This window comes from Shewanella sp. 6_MG-2023 (genome assembly GCF_030547195.1).
Classification (GTDB): Bacteria; Pseudomonadota; Gammaproteobacteria; order Enterobacterales; family Shewanellaceae; genus Shewanella.
Map to the genome: position 1 here is coordinate 23,285 of NZ_JAUOQU010000029.1, position 25,018 is coordinate 48,302.

Below are 25,018 nucleotides of genomic sequence, written 5' to 3' on the forward strand. Positions count from 1 at the left end.
TTATTCAGGCAAATGCACTTTAAAGGTTTTATCGGCGATAACTTTGCCGTTTAGCTCTAGGGTCATGCGCCAGTTGCCGACTTTGTTGTCAATTGGCGCCCAAATACAGTCTCCAAGGTAAAACTTCCAATCGTTTTCTTTGATGTACACTTCACCATCGAAAGGCGCTTGAATATTGCCTTCTGCATCGGGAATATCGGGGTGATAAATACAGTAACCTAACACTTGATTTTTGGCTTTGCGAATACGGGTGACAAAGCCAAATTCAATGTCTATTTCAGCAGGCACATGTACGGTGGCTTTTAAAAATCTTGGCAGTTCATCACTATCAGAATCCCATTGACTGAAAATCCCCGCTTGAATAATACTGACATCTGCTTTTAATTTACTCATATCTTGTAGATCTCTATAGCTAACGCTAGTCCTTTCTTTAATCCTTGCTCAGCTGGCTAATAGCGGCTTGCATTGCAAACTCATAGCCCTGAATGCCTAAGCCGCAAATTACCCCGACCGCTTTATCTGATAAATAAGAATGATGTCTAAAAGGCTCGCGAGCATGAACATTTGAAATATGGACTTCAATAAACGGAATATTCACCCCAAGCAGTGCATCGCGCAGGGCGACACTGGTGTGGGTAAAGGCGGCAGGATTGATCACAATAAACTTGGCATCAGTGGCATGAATCGCATTGATAAGTGCGTGTTCGGCATTAGACTGGATATGATCAAAGTCTAATTCGGCACCATGGGCTTGAGACTGACACTTTGCCACAATGGTGTCTAAGTTATCGCTGCCATAAAGGCCTGGCTCACGACGGCCTAATAAATTTAAATTAGGGCCATTAACTAGTAAAATCTTGGCTTTGGGCGTCATGCACTTTCCTTAAAATTGCTACTGATGAGTATTGATAATACCGAATAAGGTTAATTTATCATGTAATTATTGCCATAAGTGGATAAATTTTCATGGCTGTATTAAGGCGAGTTTGAAAACGATTGCAGCTTAATAATCAGATTTGTTTTTTCGTAGCGCTTTCGTAGCGCCGCGTTGCTTTTTGGCATCGACTCTGCGGCGTTGACTGCCTTTAGTCGCTTTGGTGGCAATACGTTTTTTTTGCACTATACCGACACTTTTTACTAGCTCAATAAACTGCTCTAATGCCAGCTGACGATTAAAATCTTGGCTGCGGCTTTGTTGGCATTTTATGATCACTTTACCGCTCTTAGTAATGCGATGATCGGCTTTGGCTAATAGCTTTTGCTGATAAAACTCAGGTAGCGATGACTGACGTATGTCAAAAATAATCTGCGCTGCAGTGGAAACTTTATTAATGTGCTGCCCACCAGCGCCGCTTGAACGGATAAATTGCCATTCAATTTCATTATCTTCGATGCTGACGCTGTTGGTTATCTTGATCATTATATGATTCTACTTTTTACCATTTACTTGGGTCTATTTAAGGGGCCTGATTCGAGTTTATTGTTTGTTACCACTTGAGTTTAACAAACTTTTGTTTAGTACTGCGGATAAGATTTGTTACTATCAATAATTATCTAGAAACTAGGCCACATTGACCGTTTGGAGTTGCTTTATGTTGTGCCAAATCCCCGATATCGCTAAAGGCGTTATTAGCTTATTCGTTAGTGGGCGTTTATCTACCCAAGACTATCGCACTCAACTACAACCTTTAATTGCCCAATATCGCGAACAAACTGGTAAGGTTTTCTTATACATAGAGGCGGATGTGTTACTTGAAGGTTGGGATGTCAGCTCCTTGTCTGGGGGCGATAAAGTGCAATTACCCCATTTTGATGCATTAGTGTTTGTCGGTGGCCCTGACTGGGTAGGCAATGCGGTTAATTTACTGGGTCCTTTCATGCAAGGTGAGGTGGCTTGGTTTCCATTAGAGCAAAAACAGCAAGCCATAGCCTGGCTACAACAATAATTTATTTGATTAACCATTCAGGGAATTAGAAAGTATGTCATTAACTCAATCATCTTCAAAAATAGCGGCAGTATTAAGCGCAGGTTTATTAATTATCGGTCTAAGTGCCTGTTCACCAGAAGTAGGCAGTGAGGCGTGGTGTAAGCAAATGAAAGAAAAACCTAGCGGTGATTGGACTGCTAATGAAGCTGCCGATTATGCCAAGCATTGCGTTTTTTAAGTTGAGACTTAAGTCGTTATAGCGATAGATAGCGTTAGCAGGTAGATAATTTTTAAATACACTTGCTGTGCTATCTAGTTTTATTAATTTTCTATTTTTCGCTACTTTTAATTGCCTGCAGGTAACCATAAGTATGCCCTTTACTCCTAAAATAGCGCTGCTAAAAAGGCATTTACATAATACTTTGGCTATTTGGTTGTCCCTCTTTGATTTTCCCTCTGGTTTCTTATCGTTACCCTCATGAACCATTTATCGACTTGATATCTGAGTATTAGGGTTTCATAGAATATAACTGTCAGATGTTGCTTGTTTGTTACTTTTGCTGGGGCAGGGTAAAATATGATTTGATAATCTATTTCGTTAAGGGAAGTGATGAAAAAAATAATTATGCTAGCGTCATTGGTCGCACTTTGTGGTTGCAGTGCTGATAAGCCTCAAGAAGTGGAAATTAACTCAGCAGCTAATTCAACCGCTAATTCAGCAGCTAACTCAGACATCCATTCAGACATCCATTCAGACATTAACTCAGACATTAGCAAGGCTAGTAACAAGAGTACCAGTAAGGAAAGTGAGGCAAACCCCGCGACGTTAAATACTGTCGATACAGTCAGCCTGGTAGAACCCCTGACGGCCAACGTTGACACTAAAAAACAGGATAAGATCAACGCTTTATCTACAGCTCAAACTTCTGCAGCAGGTGAGCCATCTCAGTATTCTGTGGCAATCAATAATGAAAAATTTATTACGGATAATGTGGTTATCAAAACCGGTCAGTCACTGTTTAATATGCAAATGAATGACTACGGCGTTGCGAAGGGCTCTTTTGTTATTATCTCAAAGGTCACTCCACAGTGGCTTGAAAGCGACTTTTCTATAGATAACATAGCTAAAGAAACCTATCGACTTGCTCCCCATTCTGCTGATGAAGATTTGTATGCTTGGTATAAACAGTTAGCCAAAGATGTGCGATTTAGCGTGGTTGAGTTAGAGGTCGACTATAGTGGCAAAGCTCATGTTCCGGAGTTTTAAATGCTAATTTTTAAATACGAGTTTTAAAATGCGACAGTAAATAAGACTTTAAATCAGCGAACAAATAAAAAAGCCACAACAATTTGTTGTGGCTTTTAGCATTTATTAATCCTTATTTACGGCGACGAAGCGCTGCAAATGGTAATAATATCAATCCTAACCAACCCATAGAACCACCACCTGGTGATTTAGCTTTTATAGGTTCAACTACAACTGGAATATCCTTCACCGTCACAGATACAGGGGTGACAACATCAGTCATGCCATCATTGACCGTTAAGGTAAACTCTAACATTTCAGAGCTAGTATCAATTAGGGGGGCAGTAAAGCTTAATTCAGCAGTGGTTTCACCGGTGAATGTTACTGCAGTGCCTGAGGTTTGCTCCCACATATAAGTTAATACGTCAGCAGCATTTGCATCAACTGCAGTAGCGCTTAAGCTAACGGCTTCACCTTCTTGAACTTCTGTGGCATTTGCTTCAATTGACACAATTGGTAAGCGGTTATCACAAGCAAAACTGTCACCTGCAACCACATCTGAGAAAATGCTCGTTTGGATATTGCTAAAGGTTATATCATCAATATACCAACCTGCAGCAAACCCTGAGAATGGGTCTGGGACAACGGCTGAGTCAGTGGCTACGCGGAATCTAAACTGTACTTGGTTACCGTTTAAGCTTTCACCAAAGTTAATCGTTTCAAAGCCATAATTTACACCAGAATACATATCACGGTCAGCAATAGCTGCTTCTGTATATTCAAGGCCAGTATCCGTATAACCGTCGCCTTCAAATGTGGCGCCAGCCTCGATAACATCTACCCAGTCACCACCATTGATACTGACTTCAACTACTGCGCCATCGAAACCTTCTTCTAAATTATATAAATGCCAGAAACTAACGGTGTAATCCCCTGCGAAACCCACAGTCATTGGGCGAGTTTCATAGGCGACATCTGAAGTAAAGCTATTGCCTGTCGCTGAGATGAGCCCATCGAACTCATCCCATTGATCTAAACCGAAAGTGCCACCAGCCATATCACCGCCAGCCATCACATTCTCGCTAAAGTCATTCAACCTAGAAAGGGTGTTAAGATCTTCGTATTGCTCTGTACCCGTTAACTCGCGAGTTTCGAAGTCGACGTTAACCGTTGTTGATAGCATATATTCATCAGCTTCAGCTCCCTCGGCAACATCAGGTACAAATTTCAGTACTAGCTCTTCGCCTGTTCCTGCGTTATCTAGGGTAAATTCTAATGGTGAACTGGTTGCTGAGCCAAATAGCGCAATATCATCAAAGCTAATAACTCCTTCATTGGCGAAGGTGACAGTATGATCACTTTCAACCATAACAGTCCCTGTCAGGCCTGCTAATGCTTCAGTACCATTATTCTGAATAGTGAAGCTAATGGTGCCAGTTTCACCCTTATCAAGAATGTTATCGCTTGAACAATATCCTGACATCAAGCCTTCGTAGTTGGCATTGAGCATGTGTTCACTTACTGCGTAAGTGGCTAACTCAGTTTCATATGACTCAACAACACCTGCGTGGTCGGTGGAGAAACGGCTTGGTGATTTCGCGCCGACACCCATTCCGCGTCTAGCGAAAGCGGCTAAGATCACTTTATAATCTTCAATATCGTTAGCATAGGCTGCAGCAAGGAGTGCATCACGACCTTCGGTAAAGGTTGGCGCCATTGGCATCATTTTATAACCGGCAACTAAGTAGTCTTTCATCAAGCTCTTAGCTTCGTCGAAGGTATGACGTTCATCGTTAACTAAGCCGATAAATGAATCCCACAACATTGCTGCGTAGACAGAGCCCGAACCATGGACTTGTGGATTTCTTTCAACATAAGCAAATGTCGATGGGTTAATGTCCATATTAGTTGAATATGGGAACTCACGGATACCGTTTACAAAGCTTGCTACATAAGTAGTATCGCCATATGCGCCAGCGTAATCCTCGTTACCTGCTACTAAGTTATCTGCAGCATCTGAGCCAAATAATAATGCATGGAAGTCACCAAAACCTTCACCCATAGAACGTGCTTGATTACTGCTTAAACCCGAACCATTACCGACTAAACGGTTACTGATGTAGTGCCCCCACTCATGGGCAACAATGGCGTTATCCCAAGAACTGTCTTTAAAGTTACGGGTTAGGTCATTCTTGAACATTTCAATAGACACAGTTTCATTTGCATCTAAAAGCGCATATATAGCAGCGCCGTCACTGAAGTTAATACCCATGCTTGGAATTGTGACTGTATCGTCAGCTCCGCCCATTGGTGCAGGGGTACCATCATCGATGTTGTTGGCAATAATCACCGCCACTGCGCCAGCGTCTTGGGCATTTTTAACTTTCACGGTGAAGTTACACGCGCCGCGGTCAATAATGGCAATTTTACCAGCAATATCAGCGCCATTCACAGAAGCTTCACAGCCATCTCTAATTGGGTCAACACCATCTTCAATACGAACTAAATCGCCCGAGATCTCATAAACATCGGCACCAAAACTTGAAAATTGGACAATGTCTAATAAACCCAATGCAGCGTGAGAAGTGATGGTTAAACCATAATCAACGCCGTTTTCAGCTTGAGTGGTTTCCCATAAATACATCTGCATGCGTGGTGACGCACCATCAGCAGGGGTCGACATGTTAGCGTTATCAAAGCCTGAGTTATCTTGTACTTCTACATTGAGCGGATCGCCTTCAATACCACCTCGATCATAGTTTACTGCTTGGGCATTACCTGCTGCTTCATCAAAACCATGATCATAATAATCATTGTGTAAGTAGTTGTTCATGTAGAACAAATTAACAATAGCGGCTTTGCGGTTGTTTATTGAGTACTCAGGTTCATTGACATTGTATACATAATCAAATGTGTTAGCGCTGGTGGTTTCTGCTTGGTAATCACCATTGGTGAAGCCTTGAGGTGCTACAGCATCAACATAGGCATTCACATTGTTACCTGAGGTAGTTGTTGCATCATCTGCTAACCAAGGGTCCATTGTGCTAATTGGCCCGTGGCTTAAACCTACTAATGGTGCATCTAAGTAAGGTGCGGTTAGATAAGCGTCAACATCGCTGCCTTCTGGAGCTGGCATCACATTGCCGTGTGGGCTATCCCAAGGCTTGCCGTCAGCATCAGCGTAGATACGGTAATCAAAATCAGCGGCATGACTGGTTAAGTTTTTCGTAAATAGGACTTCACCGGTTTTAGCTGAAATGACGTAGCTGAAATACTCAGACTCACGGCTATCCACAGAGCCTGTTTCAATTTCGACGTAGTGGGCAGCAACTAAGTTGTTTTTATATTCAAAGAATACTTTCTTTGCGCGAGGTTCACCCACCAACACTTTATCATTAGCTGTGTTAGTCACGGCAAATGTTTCATATTTTCCATTCGAAGACTTTGAGGCTAGGGTTATTGCGTTACTGTTGCCACCCATTGCCTTAAATGCAGCGTTTATTGAATTGGCAGCATCACCAAATGCAGAGTCAGTATTCTTTAAAATAGAAGCTGCTGACTTAGTATTGGCTGAAGAACTAAAGTAACCAGAAGAAGCAACAAGGTTTAGTTCTCTGTCTATCATGACATTGAATTCACTGTTAAATACTTCAACACCGGCAATTTCTTGCTTATATTTAGCAATAATCGGGCCGCGACCCATATCATGAGTATTTGCTAGAACCGCTTGAGCCAGTCCTCTTTTAGCTGATGACATACCCGTTAATTGAGCCAAATAAAAATCGGCGGCATAAGCCGTTTTGTTGGTTGTTTTTAGGGCGCCTAAGTTTGGCGTAGACTGATTTTTACCAGCCCATTGGAATGTGGTTTTACCTAGCTGAGCATCAAATTGATTTTTCATACCGCTGACGGTCGCGGCATTTTCAATTTTATTATACTTTTTAACAAGTTGAGCTTTATCAAATGATTTATAGTTTGGTGCCTCGTTCAATTCAGTGCTTAAAGCACTAAATGACATACTTGAAAGAGTTGCACCAATAACGGTGGCTATTGCTGTTTTATTAAAGTTCATGTCTCATCCTTAATCCTTAAAATTTTTACGGCCCCTCTATAAACTGAGGGTGTACAATTTGTAACATAAGATAGGCTTGTGTTAAATAATTGTTTTTTTGCGGATTGTCGGCTATATGTTTTTTGTGGGATTGGTGACTTGATTTAGATTTGTTACGCACGCATAGTGTTGTTTTAGTTGCAAAAAATACTTTAATGCTCACGGGGTAATAAATCATCTAACATAAATTTTTACTAAAATTTATGTTAAAAAATGGTAGGGTCGGGTTAGTGTAAAGTTTCTATTACTGGAACTAATGGAGCGATAAAGGAGCAGGGTGAGAGCATGAGTGTTTGTTTTTTGCTCAAAGCTTTGCAACCAGCCATAAATACCTTCTCAAAATAGTCGATATTCATAGCTGCTATCTTTTGTTTCCGACGAATACTCGCCTTCTTTGTTGTTTCCGCACGCAACATGCTTAACGTTATATGCCTCATGCAGGCCAAATTCTCCGCCGGGATCTTTCAGCTTGCTAAAATGTTGAGAAAATGCGTCGGTACTCATGATTGCTACTCTAGAAAAAGAGAGCATATGATCACAGCTCAACCTTTAGGTCAAATCAGATTTTATTGTTCATAAAACGTTCGCGAACTCCCCATGGATAAAGGAGTCACTTGAAGGTGAATTAACATTGGCAATATTAGCTGGTGTGATGACTAAACTGACTGGCTAACCCAGTTAAGTCGCAAGTATTTTGTTTGTGATACCAATCTCACCGCGGCTAATGAAACTCATCATAAAATTGCTGAAGCAAGGCGCGATTGCCATTAAGTATTAATTTTAAAATTAATATTACCTCCACCTTATAAACTTAATACTAATTAATTATTGAGTTTATTAGTTCTGCTAGCAATTGATTATTAGTTATCTGCTATTTTATTGGTTTGATATATGACGTTCTATTTTTAATGAGTGTATGAATTGCTGTTTTTCTCATTTTTTGATCTGTCAATTAAAATCCTGTCTATTTAAGTTTGAATTAAGCTTTTATTAATGTTTATTTAACACTTGATGGCGTATTTGGTTTCAATGTATTAGTTATTGATTATTTTTTTATTTTTTATTTTTTATTGGCGGCTACTTTTTAAAAGATAGATTCATGATTCATTCAAAGGTTTTTTATATAATAGTATTATCAATACCTCAAAAGTAGTATTGCTTTGATGCAAGGTTATTGTATTGGATTAGAACATTGTCACATTAATTATTTAAATAAATGTGAGTTTATATTTTCTGTGATATTACTTATTAAACTTTAATAAGTAAGTATTAAAGTTATAGCAATTGATGAATGCTAATAAATATAAATAAAGTTCCATTTGGAGTGATGATGAAATTACAAAAGCTAGCGCTAGCGGTGATGGTATCTGCAGTTTTTACAGGTACTGCAGTTGCTAAAGATGTTGATCTATACAAGAGTGAAAACTGGCAGCAAACCTTCCCTGAGCAATATAAAACTTGGGCTGAAACTGAGCAAAGTACCCCAGCCAATGGCGAGCTTGACGATCTTTTAGCGGCTAACCCAAACCTTGTTTCGGCTTGGGCGGGTTATGGTTTTGCTAAAGACTATAACCGTGCTCGTGGTCACCATTATGCATTAACAGATATTATTAAAACTCTGCGGGTAGGCCACCCTGTTGTTGGTCATGACGGCAAAGTGGTTGGTGAAGCAATGGCTGCTAGTTGTTGGTCATGTAAAACCCCTGATGTTGCTCGCATGTATGACGAAGTAGGTGAAGGTAAATTCTCTGACAATGCTTGGTCAACTTGGGGTCATGAAATGTCTAACACAATCGGCTGTGCTGATTGTCATGAGTTAGGTAAAGAAGAGCTTAGATTGAGCCGTCCGTATGCCGATCGTGCGATGAAAACAATTGGTAAAGATTTCGCTAAGCAAGATTCAATCATGCAAGCTAGCCAAACATGTGCTCAGTGTCATGTTGAATACTATTTTGATGGCACTGATAGCAAAAAAGTGAAATACCCAATGGATTACTGGGTACCAGGCGTTGAAACTGATTACAAAAAGTTTGTTAATTACACAGGTACTGACGGTTTATATGTAGGTTTTGCTGCTGAAGCACAACTTGCGTATTTTGACCAACGCGGCTTTAAAGATTGGACCAACGCAGTATCTGGTGCGCCAATGATTAAAGCGCAGCATCCAGAATTTGAAAACATGTTAGATAGAACAGAACATGCAATGGATGACCATTTAGAGTTTGGTTGTACCACTTGTCATATGCCGAAAGCGACTAACGCTAAAGGCGCTGAATTCTCTAACCATAAAGTGACTTTTGAAGCTGATAAATTGCCAGCAGACTGTCAATCTTGTCATGAAGCCGGTGACTTTAAAGAGATCCTTGATGAGCGTAAAGCTGAGATCACTAAGTTACGTTTCGATGCTAATGGCACCGACCCACGGTTAACTGAAGTACACTTTAAAGCACAAGCTATTTGGGCTGCTAATGGCATTAAAGGCCTAGAAGCTGGTCAAACTATTCCACAAGCAAAAGGCAACTATGAAGCTGCACTTAAAGCGAAAACACCATTAGCCGGTGAAATGAATAGCTTACTGACTAAAGTCAGAAATGCGCAATGGTTCTGGGATAGTGCAACAGCATCTCACGGTATTCATGCGCATAACCCGACTGAAGCAGTACGTTTGCTTGAAAAATCTAATAGCATTTTAGATGCAGCATTGACTGAAGCTAATGCATTACTAGCCAAGTACGCACCTAGCTACAAGTATGATGCGACTAAGTACGACACTAAAGCGAAGGTACAACCTTTAGTGGGTCTTGACTTAGAAGCAATGCAAGCGTCTAAAGAAATATTCTTAGATAAGCGCGTTAAAAAAGAATGGCCAGCAGAGCTTAAGTAAGCTCGCTAGTTGATTGAAATGAAATAGACTTTCCATACTGTTTATTTAAATTCAATCACAGTACAGATAGCCATTAAAACCAATGCCAGTCGATGTAAATCGACTGGCATTTTGTTTTGATTTACATCACTTTATTGTCGCTTAAGCTGCATTTTCACTTACTGGCATGTTGGCCATAGTCTCCATTCACGAATATAGCTGTTCAAAAAAAACTGCAAATAAGGTGTTGCTTAATTAGGATTACGATTGTAATCTTAATTGGAGATTACAACCGTAATCCTAATGTTTGAAGCAAACTTTATTGAAAGAAGCAGTATTTCAAACATCTTTTATCCAACACTGCATTGAAAAAACAGTATTGAAAAAATAGCATCGAAAACAAATAGCATTGGAAGTAAACGATGAAAGACATCAGCAATAGCGAACTATTAGTCCTTAAACAACTTTGGCAACGGGCACCTTTAACATCAACTGAAGTGGTTGATGCTCTGGCATTAAGTCATGACATGCATGAAAAAACCGTTAAAACCTTAATTAACCGCTTAGTAAAAAAGCAGGCGATTAGTTTTGAGAAGCAAGGTCGGGTTTACCATTATTCACCATTGATTGTTGAGCATGACTACACAGCTAAAGAGTCCGAATCATTTGTTGAACGTATGTTCTCTGGCAAGTTAACCCCTTTAGTGGCGGGTTTTGCAAAGAACAATAAGTTATCAGCTGAAGATGTTGCTGAATTAAAGTCATTACTTGATGATTGGCAGCAGGAGCAAAAATGATGCTGAATTGGTTTATGGAACAAACCGTAATATTAACGCTATTTTGTTTACCGATGATGGTGTTTCATCGGGTTATTTTGGCAAAAATCGGTGCCCATTATACTTATGTGTTATGGAGTTCAGTGCCGATACTATTGCTAATTTCAGTAGGTCAGCTGTGGTTTCCTGAGGGCTTTATGCACCTAAAGCTTTCATGGTTGTCATTGCCTGAGCCTGCTGCAGTCATGCAGCATTATCAAGTGCTTGCCACTGATACTATCAAGCTATCTTCTATGCTCATTAGCTCACTGTATCTCGACTACTTATACATCGCGATTATGAGCTTGTTATTATTGAGTATGGTGTACCAACAGACTCAATTTAATCCCATTGTGGCCTCAGCGGTTAAAGTCGCTGAAACCAATAAGGGGGTTGATATATTGGCTCATGAATCCGTTCAGTCTCCAATGCTGGTGGGGTTATTGTCACCTTGTATTCTGGTGCCGTTAAATTTCAAATCATTAGATATTAATCAACAGCAAGCAATCATCGCTCATGAAGCGTTCCATCATCAGCGTAAAGACTTATGGTGCAATGTCATTGGTTGTAGCGTGCTATTGATGTTCTGGTTTAATCCGTTGATGTGGTTTGCTTACAGGCGTTTTAGACATGACCAAGAGTTGTCGTGTGATGCTCAAGTAACATCAGAAATGGATAAAAATAATAAAATTGCCTATAGCCATGCGCTATTGGCCTACTCGCAACATGTTCCTTTGAGCATGTTACACACTCACTATGGAGATAAAACCATCTTAAAAGAAAGGATTATACAGATGAAAAAACAGCACGGAAAAAACACACTCGTCATCATGGGGATCACCCTAGCATTAGGTATCAGTGGATTAATAATAAACCAGCAAGTTCATGCCGGTTCACAAGCTAAGCAAGCGGAGACACATGTTGTCCCTACAATGCGTATAGACCCTATTTATCCTGCTAAAGCGGCAACTGCAGGGCTCAATGGCTATGTGCAACTGGAGTTTGATATTAGTCAATCCGGTAAAGTGTCGAATGTTGCAGTGATTAAGTCATCTCCTACAGGTGTATTTGACCAATCAGCTAAAGATGCCTTATCACAATGGGTTTATAACGAATCAGAAAATGGCGTTAAAAATGCACAAGTGCAGCTTGATTTTGTCATCCATGAGCCTGCTGCAGATGTAGAGCGCATTAAAGTGAACTAATGATAAGTGTCAGCAATACTCGTTTTTTTGAGTATTAACTGAGAGGTTTAGCTTGATCACCTAAACCTGAATTGATCCTAAATTAGCATGTGATATATAGGTTGTTGGTTAAGATAAGGCTTATTTATTATCCCCATCATGATGGCTTACACTGATTTACTTAACCCTGATGCCGGTTTAATGGCGTTTACGTTTGCCATAGTGCAAACCGCGACCTTTATTGTCGTGATAGCCATTTCGATAGAAGGTTATCTATTACGACCGCTTAAACCGATTGAGCGAGTGCTGGCAATAGCCGTGGTACCTTGGGTATTGTTTAACCCGTTAAGTACTGGCTTTGTGGGCGTATTAGTGATTTTAGGTCTGATTGGCGTGCAGTGGAAAACACGTGCTGTGGTAGCGGCTTAAATCGAAATAATAGCGAACCAGTTTATTCTAAAATACTGTTATTAAGCAGTATTTTTAGGCTATTTTAATAAATCGGTTTGTTGTGTATCTTGCGTTTAATTTTCATTCCAACCTCAAATCTGCTTAGGGTAGTAACAATTGTCTAATTGAATGATGACTATATTGATAATTCAATTATTAATGATAAAACGTCACTTATTCAACTCAAAAAACAGACTTTTTCAACTCCAAAAAACACACCGCAAGACACCTAGGTAAAGTAATTGTTAATAATGTGACAATAAAAAGTAACTCAAACCGCTCAGTAAGTCTCTGTTTTTATTATCTATTAATATTTATATCATATTAGTGAAATTTCACTGTCATTTTAACGCAGTCTTTTTGTCATTTTTGCGGGTTAGTTTGTCGTCCATTGAAACAACTTAACTCGCTTACACCCGTCTTCGGAGATGACAATGGAACTGAAAAAAATGTTTAAACTTAGTGCTGTATCAGCTGCGCTTTCTGCAACCTTATTACTTGCGGGCTGTGGTGGCGATATCAATATTGATACGGGTTCACAAGAGCCGACTAACCCTACAAATCCAACGGATCCAACCACACCGACTGAAACGGACCAACAACTTGCTTACGGCGGCTTTGCAGAAAAAAGCACTACGATAGCGGCTATCGATGGTAAAGAAGTGTGGGTGTTAACAGGCACACTGGCACCTTCTACTGCAGCTTCAACAGTAAAGGTAGGTGGTCAAGATGGCGCGAACATCATTTTAGGAAACGATGTGGTGTGGATGCTTGATGGTGCAGTTATCGCTGGCGGCGATAAAGCTGACTCGGTTGAATTATCAATTATGGCTGGCACTAAAATTATTGGTGGTAGCGAGTCTTATTTAGTCATTAGCCGTGATTCAAAAATTATGGCCGAAGGCACAGCTGACGCGCCAATCGTATTTACTTCCCTTGAAGCGGCGCTAGGCCAAACTGGCGAAGCGGGTCAATGGGGCGGCTTAGTAGTTTTAGGTAACGCACCTGTTAACTCATGCCCTGATTTAACCAGTTGTGATGCTGCATTTGAAGTGGGTAACCACAACTACGGTGGTGATAACACTGAAGATAACTCAGGTGTTATTCAGTATGTTCGGGTTGAGTTTGGTGGCTTTAAAATCAACGACACCCAAGAAATGAACGGTATTAGTTTCGCGGCAGTTGGCGCAGGTACAACTGTTGATCATATCCAAATTCATAAAAATAACGATGACGGTGTTGAGTTTTGGGGCGGTAACGTTTCGCTTTCACATGTGGTGTTAACTGAAAACTTTGATGACTCTCTAGATTGGACTAACGGTTGGCAAGGTAGTGCCCAGCACGTTTATATCCGTCAAGAGGATAACGGTTCAAACCGTGGTATCGAAGGTGACAGCAACAGCAGCGCTGATGCTGAACCACAGTCTATGCCTACATTAGCTAACTTCACCATTCAAGTGGCTAACGGCACTAACAGTGGTGGTGATGACGCTGAAGGTATTTTACTGCGCAAAGGCACGGCTGTTAACGCATACAACATGCTGGTTAAAGGCGATGTTGATTCTGGCGAATGTTTAGAAATCAATGACGACAATACAGTTGATACCGCTGAAGCTGGCAACTTAAACATGCAAAACAGCTTAATCGATTGTGTTGAGCCGTTTAAGAGTGCCAAGGTTGATGCTGATAAAGGTTACACCAAAGCTTACGACGTTGAAGCTTGGTTTATGGCCCAAGAAGGTAACTTAGCCGGTGCTGCAGATTTATCAGGGTATATGCCTAATTCATCTTCTGTTGCTTTAACTGGCGGCGCAGCTGATTTAGCTAACATGGATGACCGTTTAGATGATGCCCAATATATCGGCGCATTTAATGGCAGCACTGACTGGACGGAAGGCTGGACCACGGCCATTCATGAAGATGCAGCGCCTGCACCAACTGAATTACCAGTTTTAACATCTTGCCCTGTAGGCACAACTTCAGAAGATGTGGTTGCAGGCCTTTATAAAGATGACAGCGTGACTTTAGTCTGTTCAATCGAAGGTAACATCACCACCAATACAACACTGCTTGCTGGTCAAAACGTGATGTACAAAGTAGATGGCGGCGCGGTGATTGTAGGTGGTGATAACGCAGACTCTGCAACACTGGCAATTCAAGCGGGTACGCAATTATTTGCGACCGACAACAGCTACATCGCCATTAGTCGTGGCTCTAAAATCATGGCCCAAGGCAGTGCTGAGCATCCAATCGTTATGACCTCTCAGCAAGATGTAATAGCTGGCGCAGAAGGTGAGCGTGGTCAGTGGGGCGGTTTAGTTATTCTGGGTAATGGCGAAACCAACAAGTGTCCTGATAAAGGCAACTGTGATGTGTCATTTGAAGTGGGCGACTTCCCATACGGCGGTAATGACAATGCTGATAACAGCGGTCAAATCAGCTATGTGGTAGTCAAATACGCCGGCTTTAAAGTCAATGATACCCAAGAAATGAACGGCATCTCATTTGCGGCAGTGGGCAGTGGAACCCAAGTTGACCATATTCAAGTCCATGCAAATGGCGATGATGGTGTTGAGTTTTGGGGCGGTGCAGTCAATCTTAAATATGTTTACCTAACGGATAACTTTGATGACAGCTTAGATTGGACTAACGGCTGGCAGGGTAAAGCACAGTACGTGTATATCACCCATGAAGATGGTCAAGCTAACCGTGGTATTGAAGGCGATAGTCATAAAGGCACTGACGACACGCCGATTTCAAACCCAACTATCTCTAACGTAACAATTCTTCCTGGTGCTGATATTGAAAATGCCAGTGGCGATAAAGGCGAAGGCATCATTCTTCGTGTTGCTACTCGTGCATCAATTCACAACCTATTGATTCAAGGTCGCAAAGGTGCAACTTCTGAGACTGAATCAGGTGAGTGTTTAGAACTAGACGGTACTTACGCAGGTCTTGTTACCAACGTTAACGATGAAACATTAGTGATGTCTCACTCTGTTATCGACTGTAACGAGCCATTCAAATACAGCTCTGACAACACAGATACAACCGATGCGGTAGACACGCAGGCCTGGTTCTTAGCTCAAACAGGTAACTCTGCTCAAGAAGTGACGTTAACTAATGGCATGCCTGCTGGCACTGACACTGTGTTATTGGGTACGGGTCTTGATATGAGTACGACTGACACCTTCTTCGAATCAACTGATTATATCGGTGCATTCGATGGCCAAACTGATTGGCGTGAAGGTTGGGCTTTTATTAAATAAAAGCGAGTAGTAAACCTTAGGCATCGGGGAGTGAGTACTCCTCGATGCTGCTTAAAGTCCGATTAGATAATCAAAATAGTTAGTTAAATTTACATTAATTGTCACCGGTGTATCACATCTTAGTGGCGCGACCTGAACTGTGTACAGGATTGAAAAACGTTATGAAAACCAAGCCGAGTTTTATCGCTAATAAGCTAAGCCTAGCTGTTGTTACTGCTATTTCTGCAGCTTCTCTTTTTGCAACACTACCAGCTTACTCGGAAGAGACACCAGCTTATGATCCTGGTGAAGATTTCCCTATTGAAGTCATTGCGGTAACGGGGCGTTTACGTAGCTCTGCCTCAGAAGCGATGGAAGAGCGCCGTGAGCAACCCGCCGTGGTTGATATTATGGGCGCAGACCAGATTTCTCGCACCGGAGATAGTGATGCCGCCGCCGCGCTTCGACGTGTTACCGGATTAACCCTGAAGGATGGCAAGTTCATTTATGTACGTGGTTTAGGTGAGCGCTATTCTAGTACATCATTAAATGGTGCGGTTGTACCATCGCCAGACCCTACCCGTAATGTGGTACCGCTGGATATGTTCCCAGCCTCTATCATTGAATCTTTATCAGTACAAAAATCCAGTTCAGCCAGCACGCCAGCTGCATTTGGCGGTGGTCATGTTGATATTCGTACTAAATCTATTCCTGCAGACTTTTTCTTTAAAGCGTCAATAGGTGGCCGTTATAACACTAATGATAGCGATGACACTTATACCTATAACGGTGGCGGCGATGATTGGACTGGCCAAGATGATGGCACTCGGGCAATGCCAAACAGCATTAACGAGGTGACCAATCAATATGGCGGAATTAGCCCCATTGATATTGTTACTGGTTCAAATGGCACAATTGATTTTGCCAGTGCTCAAGCCATTAACCGTGGTTTAGCCAATGATATGTATCGCGACATGACGGTATTTACTGAAAGTACGGACCCTGGAGTTCGCGGTAATATCGCCATTGGCGATCGCTGGGACTTAAGCGATGACATCATTTTCGGGATGATGGCAGCAGGCTCATATAAACAACAAGCTGAAAACTACACCAAGCGCGAAGTTGAGCTAGATGGTGATGAGAACAAGGTACAAATCGAAAACTCAAAAGACGTCATGGGCACCGATTCAATTGTACAAATGTCAGGCATGGTTAACTTAGGTTTAGAAATTGGTTACGACCATAAAATTCAAACCTTCTCGACTTATTTACGTGATACATCTGATGATGTTTCAGTGGCCATCGAAGAAACCATTGATACCATCGCCGAGCCTAATGCGTTGCAGGTTTATGATATTGCTTATGAAGAACGTAACCTTATCAGCAATCAAATTCAAGGTGAGCATTTCTTTGAATATCTGTGGGATTTAGAAGCCAACTGGATGTATTCAAACGCCAGTTCAAAGCGCTATGCACCGAGCGAATTATCTTACACTTACAATGTAATACTTGATGATGCTGATAGCATTACTAGCCGTAACTTAAATACCCAAGATGCGCCTAAATATGTTTATAGCCGCCTTGATGATAATACCGAAAACTACAAATTTGATTTAACCCTACCCTTTGAGTTTGGCATGAACGTGCTAAAAATCAGTGGTGGTTATGAGTACTTTGAACGTACCCGTGAAAGCTATGCCACGCGATTGGGCTTTGATGTCGGCTTAAGCCCAACAGACCCCAATGGCGATATTCTAGCGGGTGACTTTGACAATATATTTTCTGATGACAACATTGCCAATGACACGCTTGATTTAGAATTAAAAGACGCCTCAACCGACACCGAAGATTATGTCGCCGCTGAAATGATAGACGCCGGTTTTGTCAATTTTGATGTGGATTTTGATGATGTATGGCGCTTAACCGCAGGTGTGCGTTATGAAGATTTTCGCCGCGTGACATTGCCATTAACCCCAGATGGTGAGGTTTCAGATGAAGGTGGTCGTTACGATATTGAAGATTATGCTATCGCAGAAGACGGCTGGTTTCCTTCATTGGCATTAACCTGGAAATCATCAGATGAAAGCCAATGGCGCTTTGGCGCCAGTAAAACCTTGGTTCGCCCTGATTTACGTGAAGTGGCGCCAGTGCGGTTTCAAGACCCAATTACCGGTTTTGATTTCTTCGGTAACCCAGAACTTGAAAGCTCAGATATCTATAACCTAGATGTACGCTGGGAATACTACTCAGAAGATGGCGCAAACTTAAGTGTTGGTGGCTTTTATAAAGACGTTGCAGCACCCATAGAAGCGATTCAACGTATCTCAGAAGCGGGTCGTCAGCTTAAGTTTTACAACGCTGAGTCAGGTTATATCTACGGTATCGAAACTGAGTTTTTACATGACTTAGGCTTTATTGGCAGCAATGGTAGTGTTTGGGAAGACTTTTTCGTAGCGGGTAACTTAACCCTAAGTGACTCAGAAATTGAAATTGCCAGTAATGGTGAAATTGACCCAACCAATAATAAGCGCCGCATGACAGGCCATTCTGAGTGGGTTGCCAACATGCAGTTAAGCTTTGATTCGTCTAATGAGTCTCACAGTGCAACCTTAGTGTATAACGTGTTTGGTGAGCGTATTGCTTATGGTGGCCGTGGCGGTTTAGATGATGTGTACGAGCAACCCTTTCACAGCTTAGATTTTAGCTATAGCTTTTTACCTACTGAAAGCTTTGGGGTGAAATTTAAAGTGAAAAATATCCTAGGTGAAACCACCGAATACGACCAACAAGATGTGGTGGTATACGCGAAAGAGCCTGGCACAGAATTCACTCTGCAATTTGATTACCAGTATTAATACTGGAGATTAACAAGAGTGACAACAGGTACTGGTTTTTAGCATTTTTACCTCATCCTTTAAATGCTAAAAGCCAAGTGCACAGTGTGATATCTAGGTGTTTGGAACACGCCAATATCGCACGCTTCTTTATCAGTAAGCGTTATTTAAGACTACGTGACTTAACAAAGAAGTTGGCAGCTTTGCAAAAGGCTGTATGCAGTATGTAAAATAAGCTGTAAAAGTAACAGGCCACTTTCTTTTGGAACAAGAAAGTGGCCTTTTTATTGGCTAGCGCTATTAGTTATAAGCGCTGTGAGTTATAAAATTAGCTCGTTAGCTATGAGCCTTAATAGCAGATCATTCTTCACTGCTGTCGATCAGATTGCTAATCGCTTTTGATATCAGATCTTTTTTCATGCTAGTGCGAGCGACACCTTGTTCAAACCAAAAACTCATCGGCTGATCAAACCCAATACCATGCATGTAATTGTAAATCGCTTTACGCAGCCCTTCACCTAACATCTCATGATCAGTACCGGTAGGATCGCTAAAATCGACATCATTTTCAGCGAATAAAACTTCAGGGCGATCGCTAAGAGTAATACCAAATTTTTCTGGATTCATACCAACAGGGCTGTGGATCGTGGCCACAAAACGGTGCCAATAGGCAGACTGGAAACAACCTTGCTGCATCATCTGTCGCACCATTTCCAATGAATCTACCGTTTCTTGCTCGGTTTGAGTCGGAAAGCCATACATCAAATATGCGTGCACCATAATACCGGCATCGCTAAAGGCTTTAGTGACTTGGGCAACGCGCTCAACACTGACGCCTTTTTTCATCAGTTTCAATAAACGATCAGACGCCACTTCTAAGCCGCCACTGACCGCGATACAACCAGAGTCGGCTAGCAATTGACAGCGGGCTTGGCTAAAGGTTCTTTCAAAACGGATATTACCCCACCAACTGATCACCACGTTGCGCTCAATTAAGCGTTTTGCAAAGGCAAATAAGGTTTTTGGTGGCAGCGCTTCATCGACAAAATGGAACCCTGTTTGTCCGGTTTCTTCAATGAGTTGCTCAATGCGATCAACCAGAATATCAGCGCCAGCAGTATCGTAGCGATCGATATAGTCCAAACTGACATCACAAAAGCTACATTTACGCCAGTAACAGCCATGGGCGATGGTGAGCTTATTCCAGCGGCCATCACTCCAAATACGGTGCATTGGGTTGAGCATTTCACACAAAGACAGATATTCGCTCAATGGCAAGCCATCGTATATCGGAGCGCCGACTTCCACCTGCGGGATATCGTGGAGTTCTGGGTTTTCATTAAAGTGAACGTAAGGCTCGCCATTGTCATCTTCGGCAAGGAAGTAAGTTCGCACTAAATCATCGACTTCACGTTGGCCTTGAAAGTATTCCAGCAGGGTGATTAACGGGCGTTCGCCGTCATCAAGACAGATAAAGTCGATAAACTCAAATACCCGAGGATCTTTGAGTGCCCGTAGTTCGGTATTGATAAAACCACCGCCGATGATGATGGGGATCTCTGGATTAATGGCTTTACAGGTTTGGGCAATACGTAACGCGCCGAGCATATTACCGGGAAAAGGCACGGTTAAGGCTACAACGCTAGGTTGGGTTTCTTCTAAATAGTGCTCAACCAATTGCGCTAAAATTTCTGAGCTAAAGGTTGGCTCGTCCATCAAGGTATCGTAAAGGTTATCAAAGCTTGGATTAGCCGCAGCTAACTGCTCGCCATAGCGGCTCACTTCAAAGTAAGGATCAACCCCTTGAGTGATGACGCTGGAGAGATCGTTAATAAATAAGGTCGCGAGATATTTGGCTTTATCTTGAACGCCAAGATTACCAAAAGCGGCTTGCAGTACATCGCCTGATACCGCTTCCATTTGCGCAATGGCTTCAAATGCTGGGCCTTCAGGTAAAAATCGGCGCGAGTTGATCCGCAGTGCAAGACTGGGATCTTTACCCTGTAAAAACCGAATCGCGCTCTCAACAGTCAAATGATAACGATCAAATTCAGCCAGAAAATTATGAATAGCATCAGGTAATTCATCGTCTTCAAAGTGCTCGAAATTAGCTTCCACATGTTGACGAATAATGTCCAGCGCAGGCGCAGTCATCATTTCTAGGAAAAGCTCAATGGCAGGATCACGCTGCACTGCTTCATAGCCTCTCGTACGCAAAAAACCAGTCAAATAGGCTGTTGCCGGATAGGGCGTATTTAACTGGGTCATAGGTGGAGTCATTAGAAGAACGGTCATAGCCTGCCTTTAATAGTAAAACTTGAGTGCACTGAACTAAACTGATTGTCAGCCCGAGCTAGGTACAGAATGTGGCAATAATACAGTTGCCAAAAAATAAGCTGGGATTCTAACAAATGGCCAAGGGAAAAACCCGTAAATTAGCCAATTGAAGATTAATTTATCACTGTCTGTTTGTTTGTTTTTAGATCGAATTTAATCTCTTTCTAGCACAGTCTAGATTTAAATATTAGCAAGGCGGTTAAATATCACGCTAACTGTGTCATTATCAAATTTCGCATCTCAGCTAATGGATTAGGTTTGACACATGGCCGCAAAATGTCTAAATCAGTTTTTACGTCTCTGTTTATATTTAGTATTTGCCCTTGCTATTACGGCGTGTTCGGTCAAAACCGAGCAAGCTAACATTAGCCAAGTGGGCAATATTAGCCATAAAAAAATTGCTGAAGCCAGTGGCTTAGCTTACTCAAATATACACCATGATGTGCTGTGGCTGCACAATGATGGCGGCGATAGCGCCGCAGTGTATGCGATAAATTTATCCGGTGACGTGCTGGCGACGGTGAACATTGAAGGGGTAAAAAATATCGATTGGGAAGATATGAGCTCGTTTATTATCGATGGTAAAGCGTATCTGTTAATCGCCGATGTGGGTGATAATCGTGCCAATCGAAGTCAGTATTTTATTCATATCATTGCAGAGCCAGATGTCAGCAAACTTGAATTGGCCGCATCAATTAAGGTCACCCCGCTTGTGTCACTGGCATTTAATTACCCAGATGGTCCAAAGGATTGTGAGTCTGTTGCTGTTGATGTGGTTAACCAGCAAATTGTATTACTGAGTAAGCGGCACACCCCACAAACCCTATATCAATTGCCGTTACCGTTACAGTTAGCGCAATCACCGGCGTTATTGCCTTCAGAATTTCCTTCGCAATTACCTATGCCATTACCTAAGCAAGAAAGGGACACGCTAGTGGCAACACCTTTAGGGGCACCGCCGGCATTACCAGAATCATTCTCAGATTATTTCGGGAGTATACGCTTAGCACTTTTTGCCGGAAACTCGACAGCAATGAGCTTTTCAAAGGATGGCTTATCTGCGGTGGTGTTAACCTATGGCCATGCTTATTACTTTCAGCAGCAACAGCCTACAGGCGCTTTAACACTGTTATCAACCACGCCTACAATCATTGATTTTCCGACACTATTTCAAGCAGAAGCGGTGAGCTTTAATCACGATGCCAGCCGCTTTTATATCACCTCAGAGGGTAGCCCAGCGCCGATATATGAAGTGAATATCGCCGCTTTGTTGGCTAATTCTGATTACTCACTACTGAAATACTAACGACTGAGTAACTCGCTACTGAAAACTCACAGCTAAAATATCAGTATTTATTACTGATATTTGCCGCGTACTTCATCGATTAAGGTTTTCCACTGCGGGTATTTAGCAAAGCTTTGGGGTAAATCGCCCCAAGGTGATAACGCTTGGTTCATGGCATTTTCTGAGTGATCAGCGCCTTGGCTTAGTTGATATAAATAGTAAAAAGCCGAGGCGCGATAATTTAACGCACAATGGACTAAAATCGATTTATCGTTATTGCGCTCCATGATGCTAATAAACTGCGCTACATCTTCCATGGTGGGTTGCTGCCAGTCGACTTCAATGTTGTGGTAAACCATACCAGCATCTGTGACCAGTCTATCTTCAGCCGCTAAATAGTTTGAGTTGTCTTTGGGGATCAAATTGATCACCACCTCGACCCCTGAATGTTTAAGTGTCTGAAATTGCTCTGCTGTGGGCAAGCCTGCAGTGATCACCTGGCTGTTATTGAGCTTGATCGCTTTGATGTTATCAAGCTGACTAGGGTCAATTTGCGCCGCCGCAGGGTTGACTAAACTAACGCTTAATAAGCTGCTGGTTACTATTGTCATTAACGCTGCTCCGGTCATGCTGTTTTTAAAAGCCATTAGCGATCTTTTATATTGCATAAGCTGGCTGTTGAGGCGGTTTTTCATCAGTAATCCTTTTATTTGAGCAGTTACTTAAGAATGTCATCAATGGCGGCCAACTCTGCAGCACTAAAGTTGAGATTATCTAGCGCTGCCACCGAATCCACAACTTGTGCAGGCCGACTTGCACCAATCAAGCAACTGGTTACCGCATCATTGTTAAGGTTCCATGCGATCGCCATTTGCGCCAATGATTGCTCCCGTGTCAGGGCAAGGGCATTTAATGCCTGCACCTTGGCTATTTTCTCTGGAGTAACATCGTTATCAGCTAAATAAATTTGGTGAGCTTGGGCTGCGCGCGAGTCTTTGGGAATACCATTGAGGTATTTATCAGTGAGCACACCTTGAGCCAATGGGGAGAATACAATTGAGCCAACGCCTTGATCTTTTAATACATCAGTTAAGCCATCTTCAATCCAGCGATCAAACATATTGTAGCGTGGCTGGTGGATTAATAATGGCGTGCCCAGCTGTTTTAAGATACTGATAGCTTGCTGAGTTTCTGCTGGCTGATAGTTTGAAATGCCCACATACATCGCCCGGCCTGAGCGGACAATATAATCCAGCGCTTGCATGGTTTCTTCAATAGGAGTGTCAGGATCCATGCAGTGGTGATAAAAAATATCAAAGTAATCTAACCCAGTACGCTTAAGGCTTTGATCGCAACTGGCGATCAAATATTTTCTTGAGCCGCCAATACCATAAGGCCCTGGCCACATGTCGTAACCGGCTTTACTGGAAACGATCAGCTCATCTCGATATGGCTTAAAGTCTTGTTTGAAAATATCACCAAAGGTGGACTCAGCCGCGCCGTAATGGGGACCATAATTATTGGCTAAATCAAAGTGGGTAATACCGGCATCAAAAGCTGTTTGCAGGATGTTTCTCGCATTCGATTGGGGGTCTGATGCGCCAAAGTTTTGCCATAAGCCCAGAGAAATTTTTGGTAAGCGTATTCCGCTTTTACCACAACGGGCATAAGCCATTTTTTGATAACGATCTGAGTTAACTGTGTACTGAGGGTTTGGCTGGTGGGTAATCATTTATCATCCTACAAATGAGTTGTTACTAAATTGAATTAGCTTTGAATTTAAGGCGTGTTTTAAATATCTGTTTTAAATCTTTACTTCAAATCTACTGTACTAGAACAATTATAAGCATTGCCCAATATCGTCACTGAAGTGGTAAACGACTGCGGCTTAAGCAAATAAACCGTATTTGCCCCTAGCGTTAATGCTTCATTTCTCAGCTGATTAATCGCCCCTTGAGTTAAATCCTTATTCGAAATAAACAAGTAATCATACCAATGCCCTTGGGAGCCAATTATTGGCCCTTTTAGTTGGCAATCATCAAGCTGTTGTCCTTGCCATAAAATTTGCACATGTTCGCTTTGATAATGAGGGACGTTAATACAAGCCGTGAGTCCTATTGGCATGAGTATCATTAATAACCCCATTAATCTGGCACTGCGATTGACTGGATTCATATAGGCCTTAAAAATTTGCTGTTAATTACGCCATGTTCATATAGCAAGTCTATACTTAATCAGCAGCGTAGTAGAGTTAAAGTCAACTTACTTGGTTAAGCTTCGCTATGCAATCAGCATGTTGGCGTTCACTGTTTCATGAAAGAGTAAACATAGGGATATACACATGGGTAGCATCAATTTAGCCAATGAAACCGTGATTAAGTCTACTTTTGCTACTGCGCAAAACGGTGCCTTTAGCGGTGATGGACAACTATATTTGACTGAAACACGGTTATGTTTTGAAGCCTTTAATAAAATCTTTGAAATGGGTCCTTATGAGATAGACCTTGAGGATATTGTTAGTGTTGAAAAATGTTGGGGGACCGGTGGTGGAGTGTTACCCCTTACCGCAGATGCGATTAAAGTGGAACTTAAAAACCATCAGTCCTATAAATTTATGGTGGCTGACTCTGCTGAATGGCTGGAGCGATTGAATCGTTAACTCATTACCTTAAGCTATGTGAGAACCGCTTACTGATGAATTTAGGCTAATAAAAAGC

19 protein-coding genes and 1 pseudogene are annotated in these 25,018 nt (G+C 41.9%); 11 read left to right on the plus strand and 9 right to left on the minus strand.

Features of this window, described 5'->3' with window-relative positions:
• The 3 genes from Q4533_RS15735 to arfB all read right to left on the minus strand — a co-directional run bounded on the left by Q4533_RS15735 (position 1) and on the right by arfB (position 1,420).
• Positions 1-393 (minus strand): DUF3859 domain-containing protein, encoded by a 393-nt coding sequence (locus Q4533_RS15735; protein ID WP_102437633.1) that lies wholly within the window; start codon positions 391-393, stop codon positions 1-3.
• 37 nt (positions 394-430) lie between these two features.
• Positions 431-874 (minus strand): type II 3-dehydroquinate dehydratase, encoded by a 444-nt coding sequence (gene aroQ, locus Q4533_RS15740; protein WP_076538836.1) that lies wholly within the window; start codon positions 872-874, stop codon positions 431-433.
• A gap of 129 nt (positions 875-1,003) precedes the next feature.
• The gene (gene arfB, locus Q4533_RS15745; RefSeq protein WP_076538839.1) at positions 1,004-1,420 is read right to left on the minus strand and encodes an alternative ribosome rescue aminoacyl-tRNA hydrolase ArfB; all 417 of its coding nucleotides are present in this window, start codon (positions 1,418-1,420) and stop codon (positions 1,004-1,006) included.
• Between the two features lie 172 nt (positions 1,421-1,592).
• Between arfB and Q4533_RS15750 the strand changes: the two genes are divergently transcribed.
• The 3 genes from Q4533_RS15750 to Q4533_RS15760 all read left to right on the plus strand — a co-directional run bounded on the left by Q4533_RS15750 (position 1,593) and on the right by Q4533_RS15760 (position 3,195).
• Positions 1,593-1,946: an STAS/SEC14 domain-containing protein gene (locus tag Q4533_RS15750; protein WP_303503240.1), complete on the plus strand. Its 354-nt coding sequence runs from the start codon at positions 1,593-1,595 to the stop codon at positions 1,944-1,946.
• 34 nt (positions 1,947-1,980) lie between these two features.
• Positions 1,981-2,166, plus strand: a complete 186-nt coding sequence (locus Q4533_RS15755; protein ID WP_102476524.1) for a DUF3012 domain-containing protein — start codon at positions 1,981-1,983, stop codon at positions 2,164-2,166.
• Between the two features lie 372 nt (positions 2,167-2,538).
• Positions 2,539-3,195: a hypothetical protein gene (locus Q4533_RS15760; protein ID WP_303503242.1), complete on the plus strand. Its 657-nt coding sequence runs from the start codon at positions 2,539-2,541 to the stop codon at positions 3,193-3,195.
• A 112-nt stretch (positions 3,196-3,307) separates the two neighbouring features.
• Here the strand turns inward: Q4533_RS15760 and Q4533_RS15765 are convergent, their stop codons facing one another.
• Entirely contained in the window at positions 3,308-7,246 is a 3,939-nt protein-coding gene (locus tag Q4533_RS15765; RefSeq protein ID WP_303503245.1) for a rhombosortase-dependent M36 family metallopeptidase, read from the minus strand.
• A 356-nt stretch (positions 7,247-7,602) separates the two neighbouring features.
• Positions 7,603-7,740 (minus strand): annotated as a pseudogene (locus tag Q4533_RS19700) (ISAs1 family transposase); the annotation flags it as partial.
• An 875-nt stretch (positions 7,741-8,615) separates the two neighbouring features.
• Between Q4533_RS19700 and Q4533_RS15775 the strand changes: the two are divergent.
• From Q4533_RS15775 to Q4533_RS15800, 6 genes are all read left to right on the plus strand, one after another.
• Complete coding sequence (locus Q4533_RS15775; RefSeq protein WP_303503250.1) at positions 8,616-10,169, plus strand: ammonia-forming cytochrome c nitrite reductase subunit c552; 1,554 nt, start codon at positions 8,616-8,618, stop codon at positions 10,167-10,169.
• A 401-nt stretch (positions 10,170-10,570) separates the two neighbouring features.
• Positions 10,571-10,945, plus strand: a complete 375-nt coding sequence (locus Q4533_RS15780) for a BlaI/MecI/CopY family transcriptional regulator (RefSeq protein WP_102436565.1) — start codon at positions 10,571-10,573, stop codon at positions 10,943-10,945.
• Positions 10,942-12,168, plus strand: coding sequence for a TonB family protein (locus Q4533_RS15785; protein WP_241903462.1), 1,227 nt, complete (start codon positions 10,942-10,944; stop codon positions 12,166-12,168). The genes Q4533_RS15780 and Q4533_RS15785 overlap by 4 nt, the downstream gene beginning before the upstream one ends.
• A 138-nt stretch (positions 12,169-12,306) precedes the next feature.
• Positions 12,307-12,576: a hypothetical protein gene (locus tag Q4533_RS15790; protein ID WP_102436567.1), complete on the plus strand. Its 270-nt coding sequence runs from the start codon at positions 12,307-12,309 to the stop codon at positions 12,574-12,576.
• Positions 12,577-13,031: 455 nt separating this feature from the next.
• Positions 13,032-15,866, plus strand: a complete 2,835-nt coding sequence (locus Q4533_RS15795; RefSeq protein WP_303503252.1) for a hypothetical protein — start codon at positions 13,032-13,034, stop codon at positions 15,864-15,866.
• A gap of 161 nt (positions 15,867-16,027) precedes the next feature.
• A complete protein-coding gene (locus Q4533_RS15800) occupies positions 16,028-18,700 on the plus strand; it encodes a TonB-dependent receptor (RefSeq protein ID WP_303503254.1) in 2,673 nt (890 codons plus the stop codon).
• 339 nt (positions 18,701-19,039) lie between these two features.
• Here the strand turns inward: Q4533_RS15800 and Q4533_RS15805 are convergent, their stop codons facing one another.
• Positions 19,040-20,974: a radical SAM protein gene (locus Q4533_RS15805; protein WP_303413909.1), complete on the minus strand. Its 1,935-nt coding sequence runs from the start codon at positions 20,972-20,974 to the stop codon at positions 19,040-19,042.
• Between the two features lie 307 nt (positions 20,975-21,281).
• Between Q4533_RS15805 and Q4533_RS15810 the strand changes: the two genes are divergently transcribed.
• Positions 21,282-22,322: a hypothetical protein gene (locus Q4533_RS15810; RefSeq protein WP_303503257.1), complete on the plus strand. Its 1,041-nt coding sequence runs from the start codon at positions 21,282-21,284 to the stop codon at positions 22,320-22,322.
• 50 nt (positions 22,323-22,372) lie between these two features.
• Here the strand turns inward: Q4533_RS15810 and Q4533_RS15815 are convergent, their stop codons facing one another.
• The 3 genes from Q4533_RS15815 to Q4533_RS15825 all read right to left on the minus strand — a co-directional run bounded on the left by Q4533_RS15815 (position 22,373) and on the right by Q4533_RS15825 (position 24,476).
• Complete coding sequence (locus tag Q4533_RS15815; RefSeq protein ID WP_303503259.1) at positions 22,373-22,996, minus strand: protein tyrosine phosphatase family protein; 624 nt, start codon at positions 22,994-22,996, stop codon at positions 22,373-22,375.
• A gap of 23 nt (positions 22,997-23,019) precedes the next feature.
• Positions 23,020-24,033 carry an aldo/keto reductase gene (locus Q4533_RS15820; protein ID WP_303503262.1) on the minus strand — a complete coding sequence of 338 codons (1,014 nt, stop codon included), beginning with the start codon at positions 24,031-24,033 and terminating at the stop codon, positions 23,020-23,022.
• 80 nt (positions 24,034-24,113) lie between these two features.
• On the minus strand, positions 24,114-24,476 hold the full coding sequence (locus Q4533_RS15825) for a DUF4156 domain-containing protein (RefSeq protein ID WP_102436581.1): 363 nt from the start codon (positions 24,474-24,476) through the stop codon (positions 24,114-24,116).
• Between the two features lie 166 nt (positions 24,477-24,642).
• Between Q4533_RS15825 and Q4533_RS15830 the strand changes: the two genes are divergently transcribed.
• Entirely contained in the window at positions 24,643-24,960 is a 318-nt protein-coding gene (locus tag Q4533_RS15830; protein WP_102436583.1) for a GRAM domain-containing protein, read from the plus strand.
• Positions 24,961-25,018 lie beyond the last annotated feature (58 nt).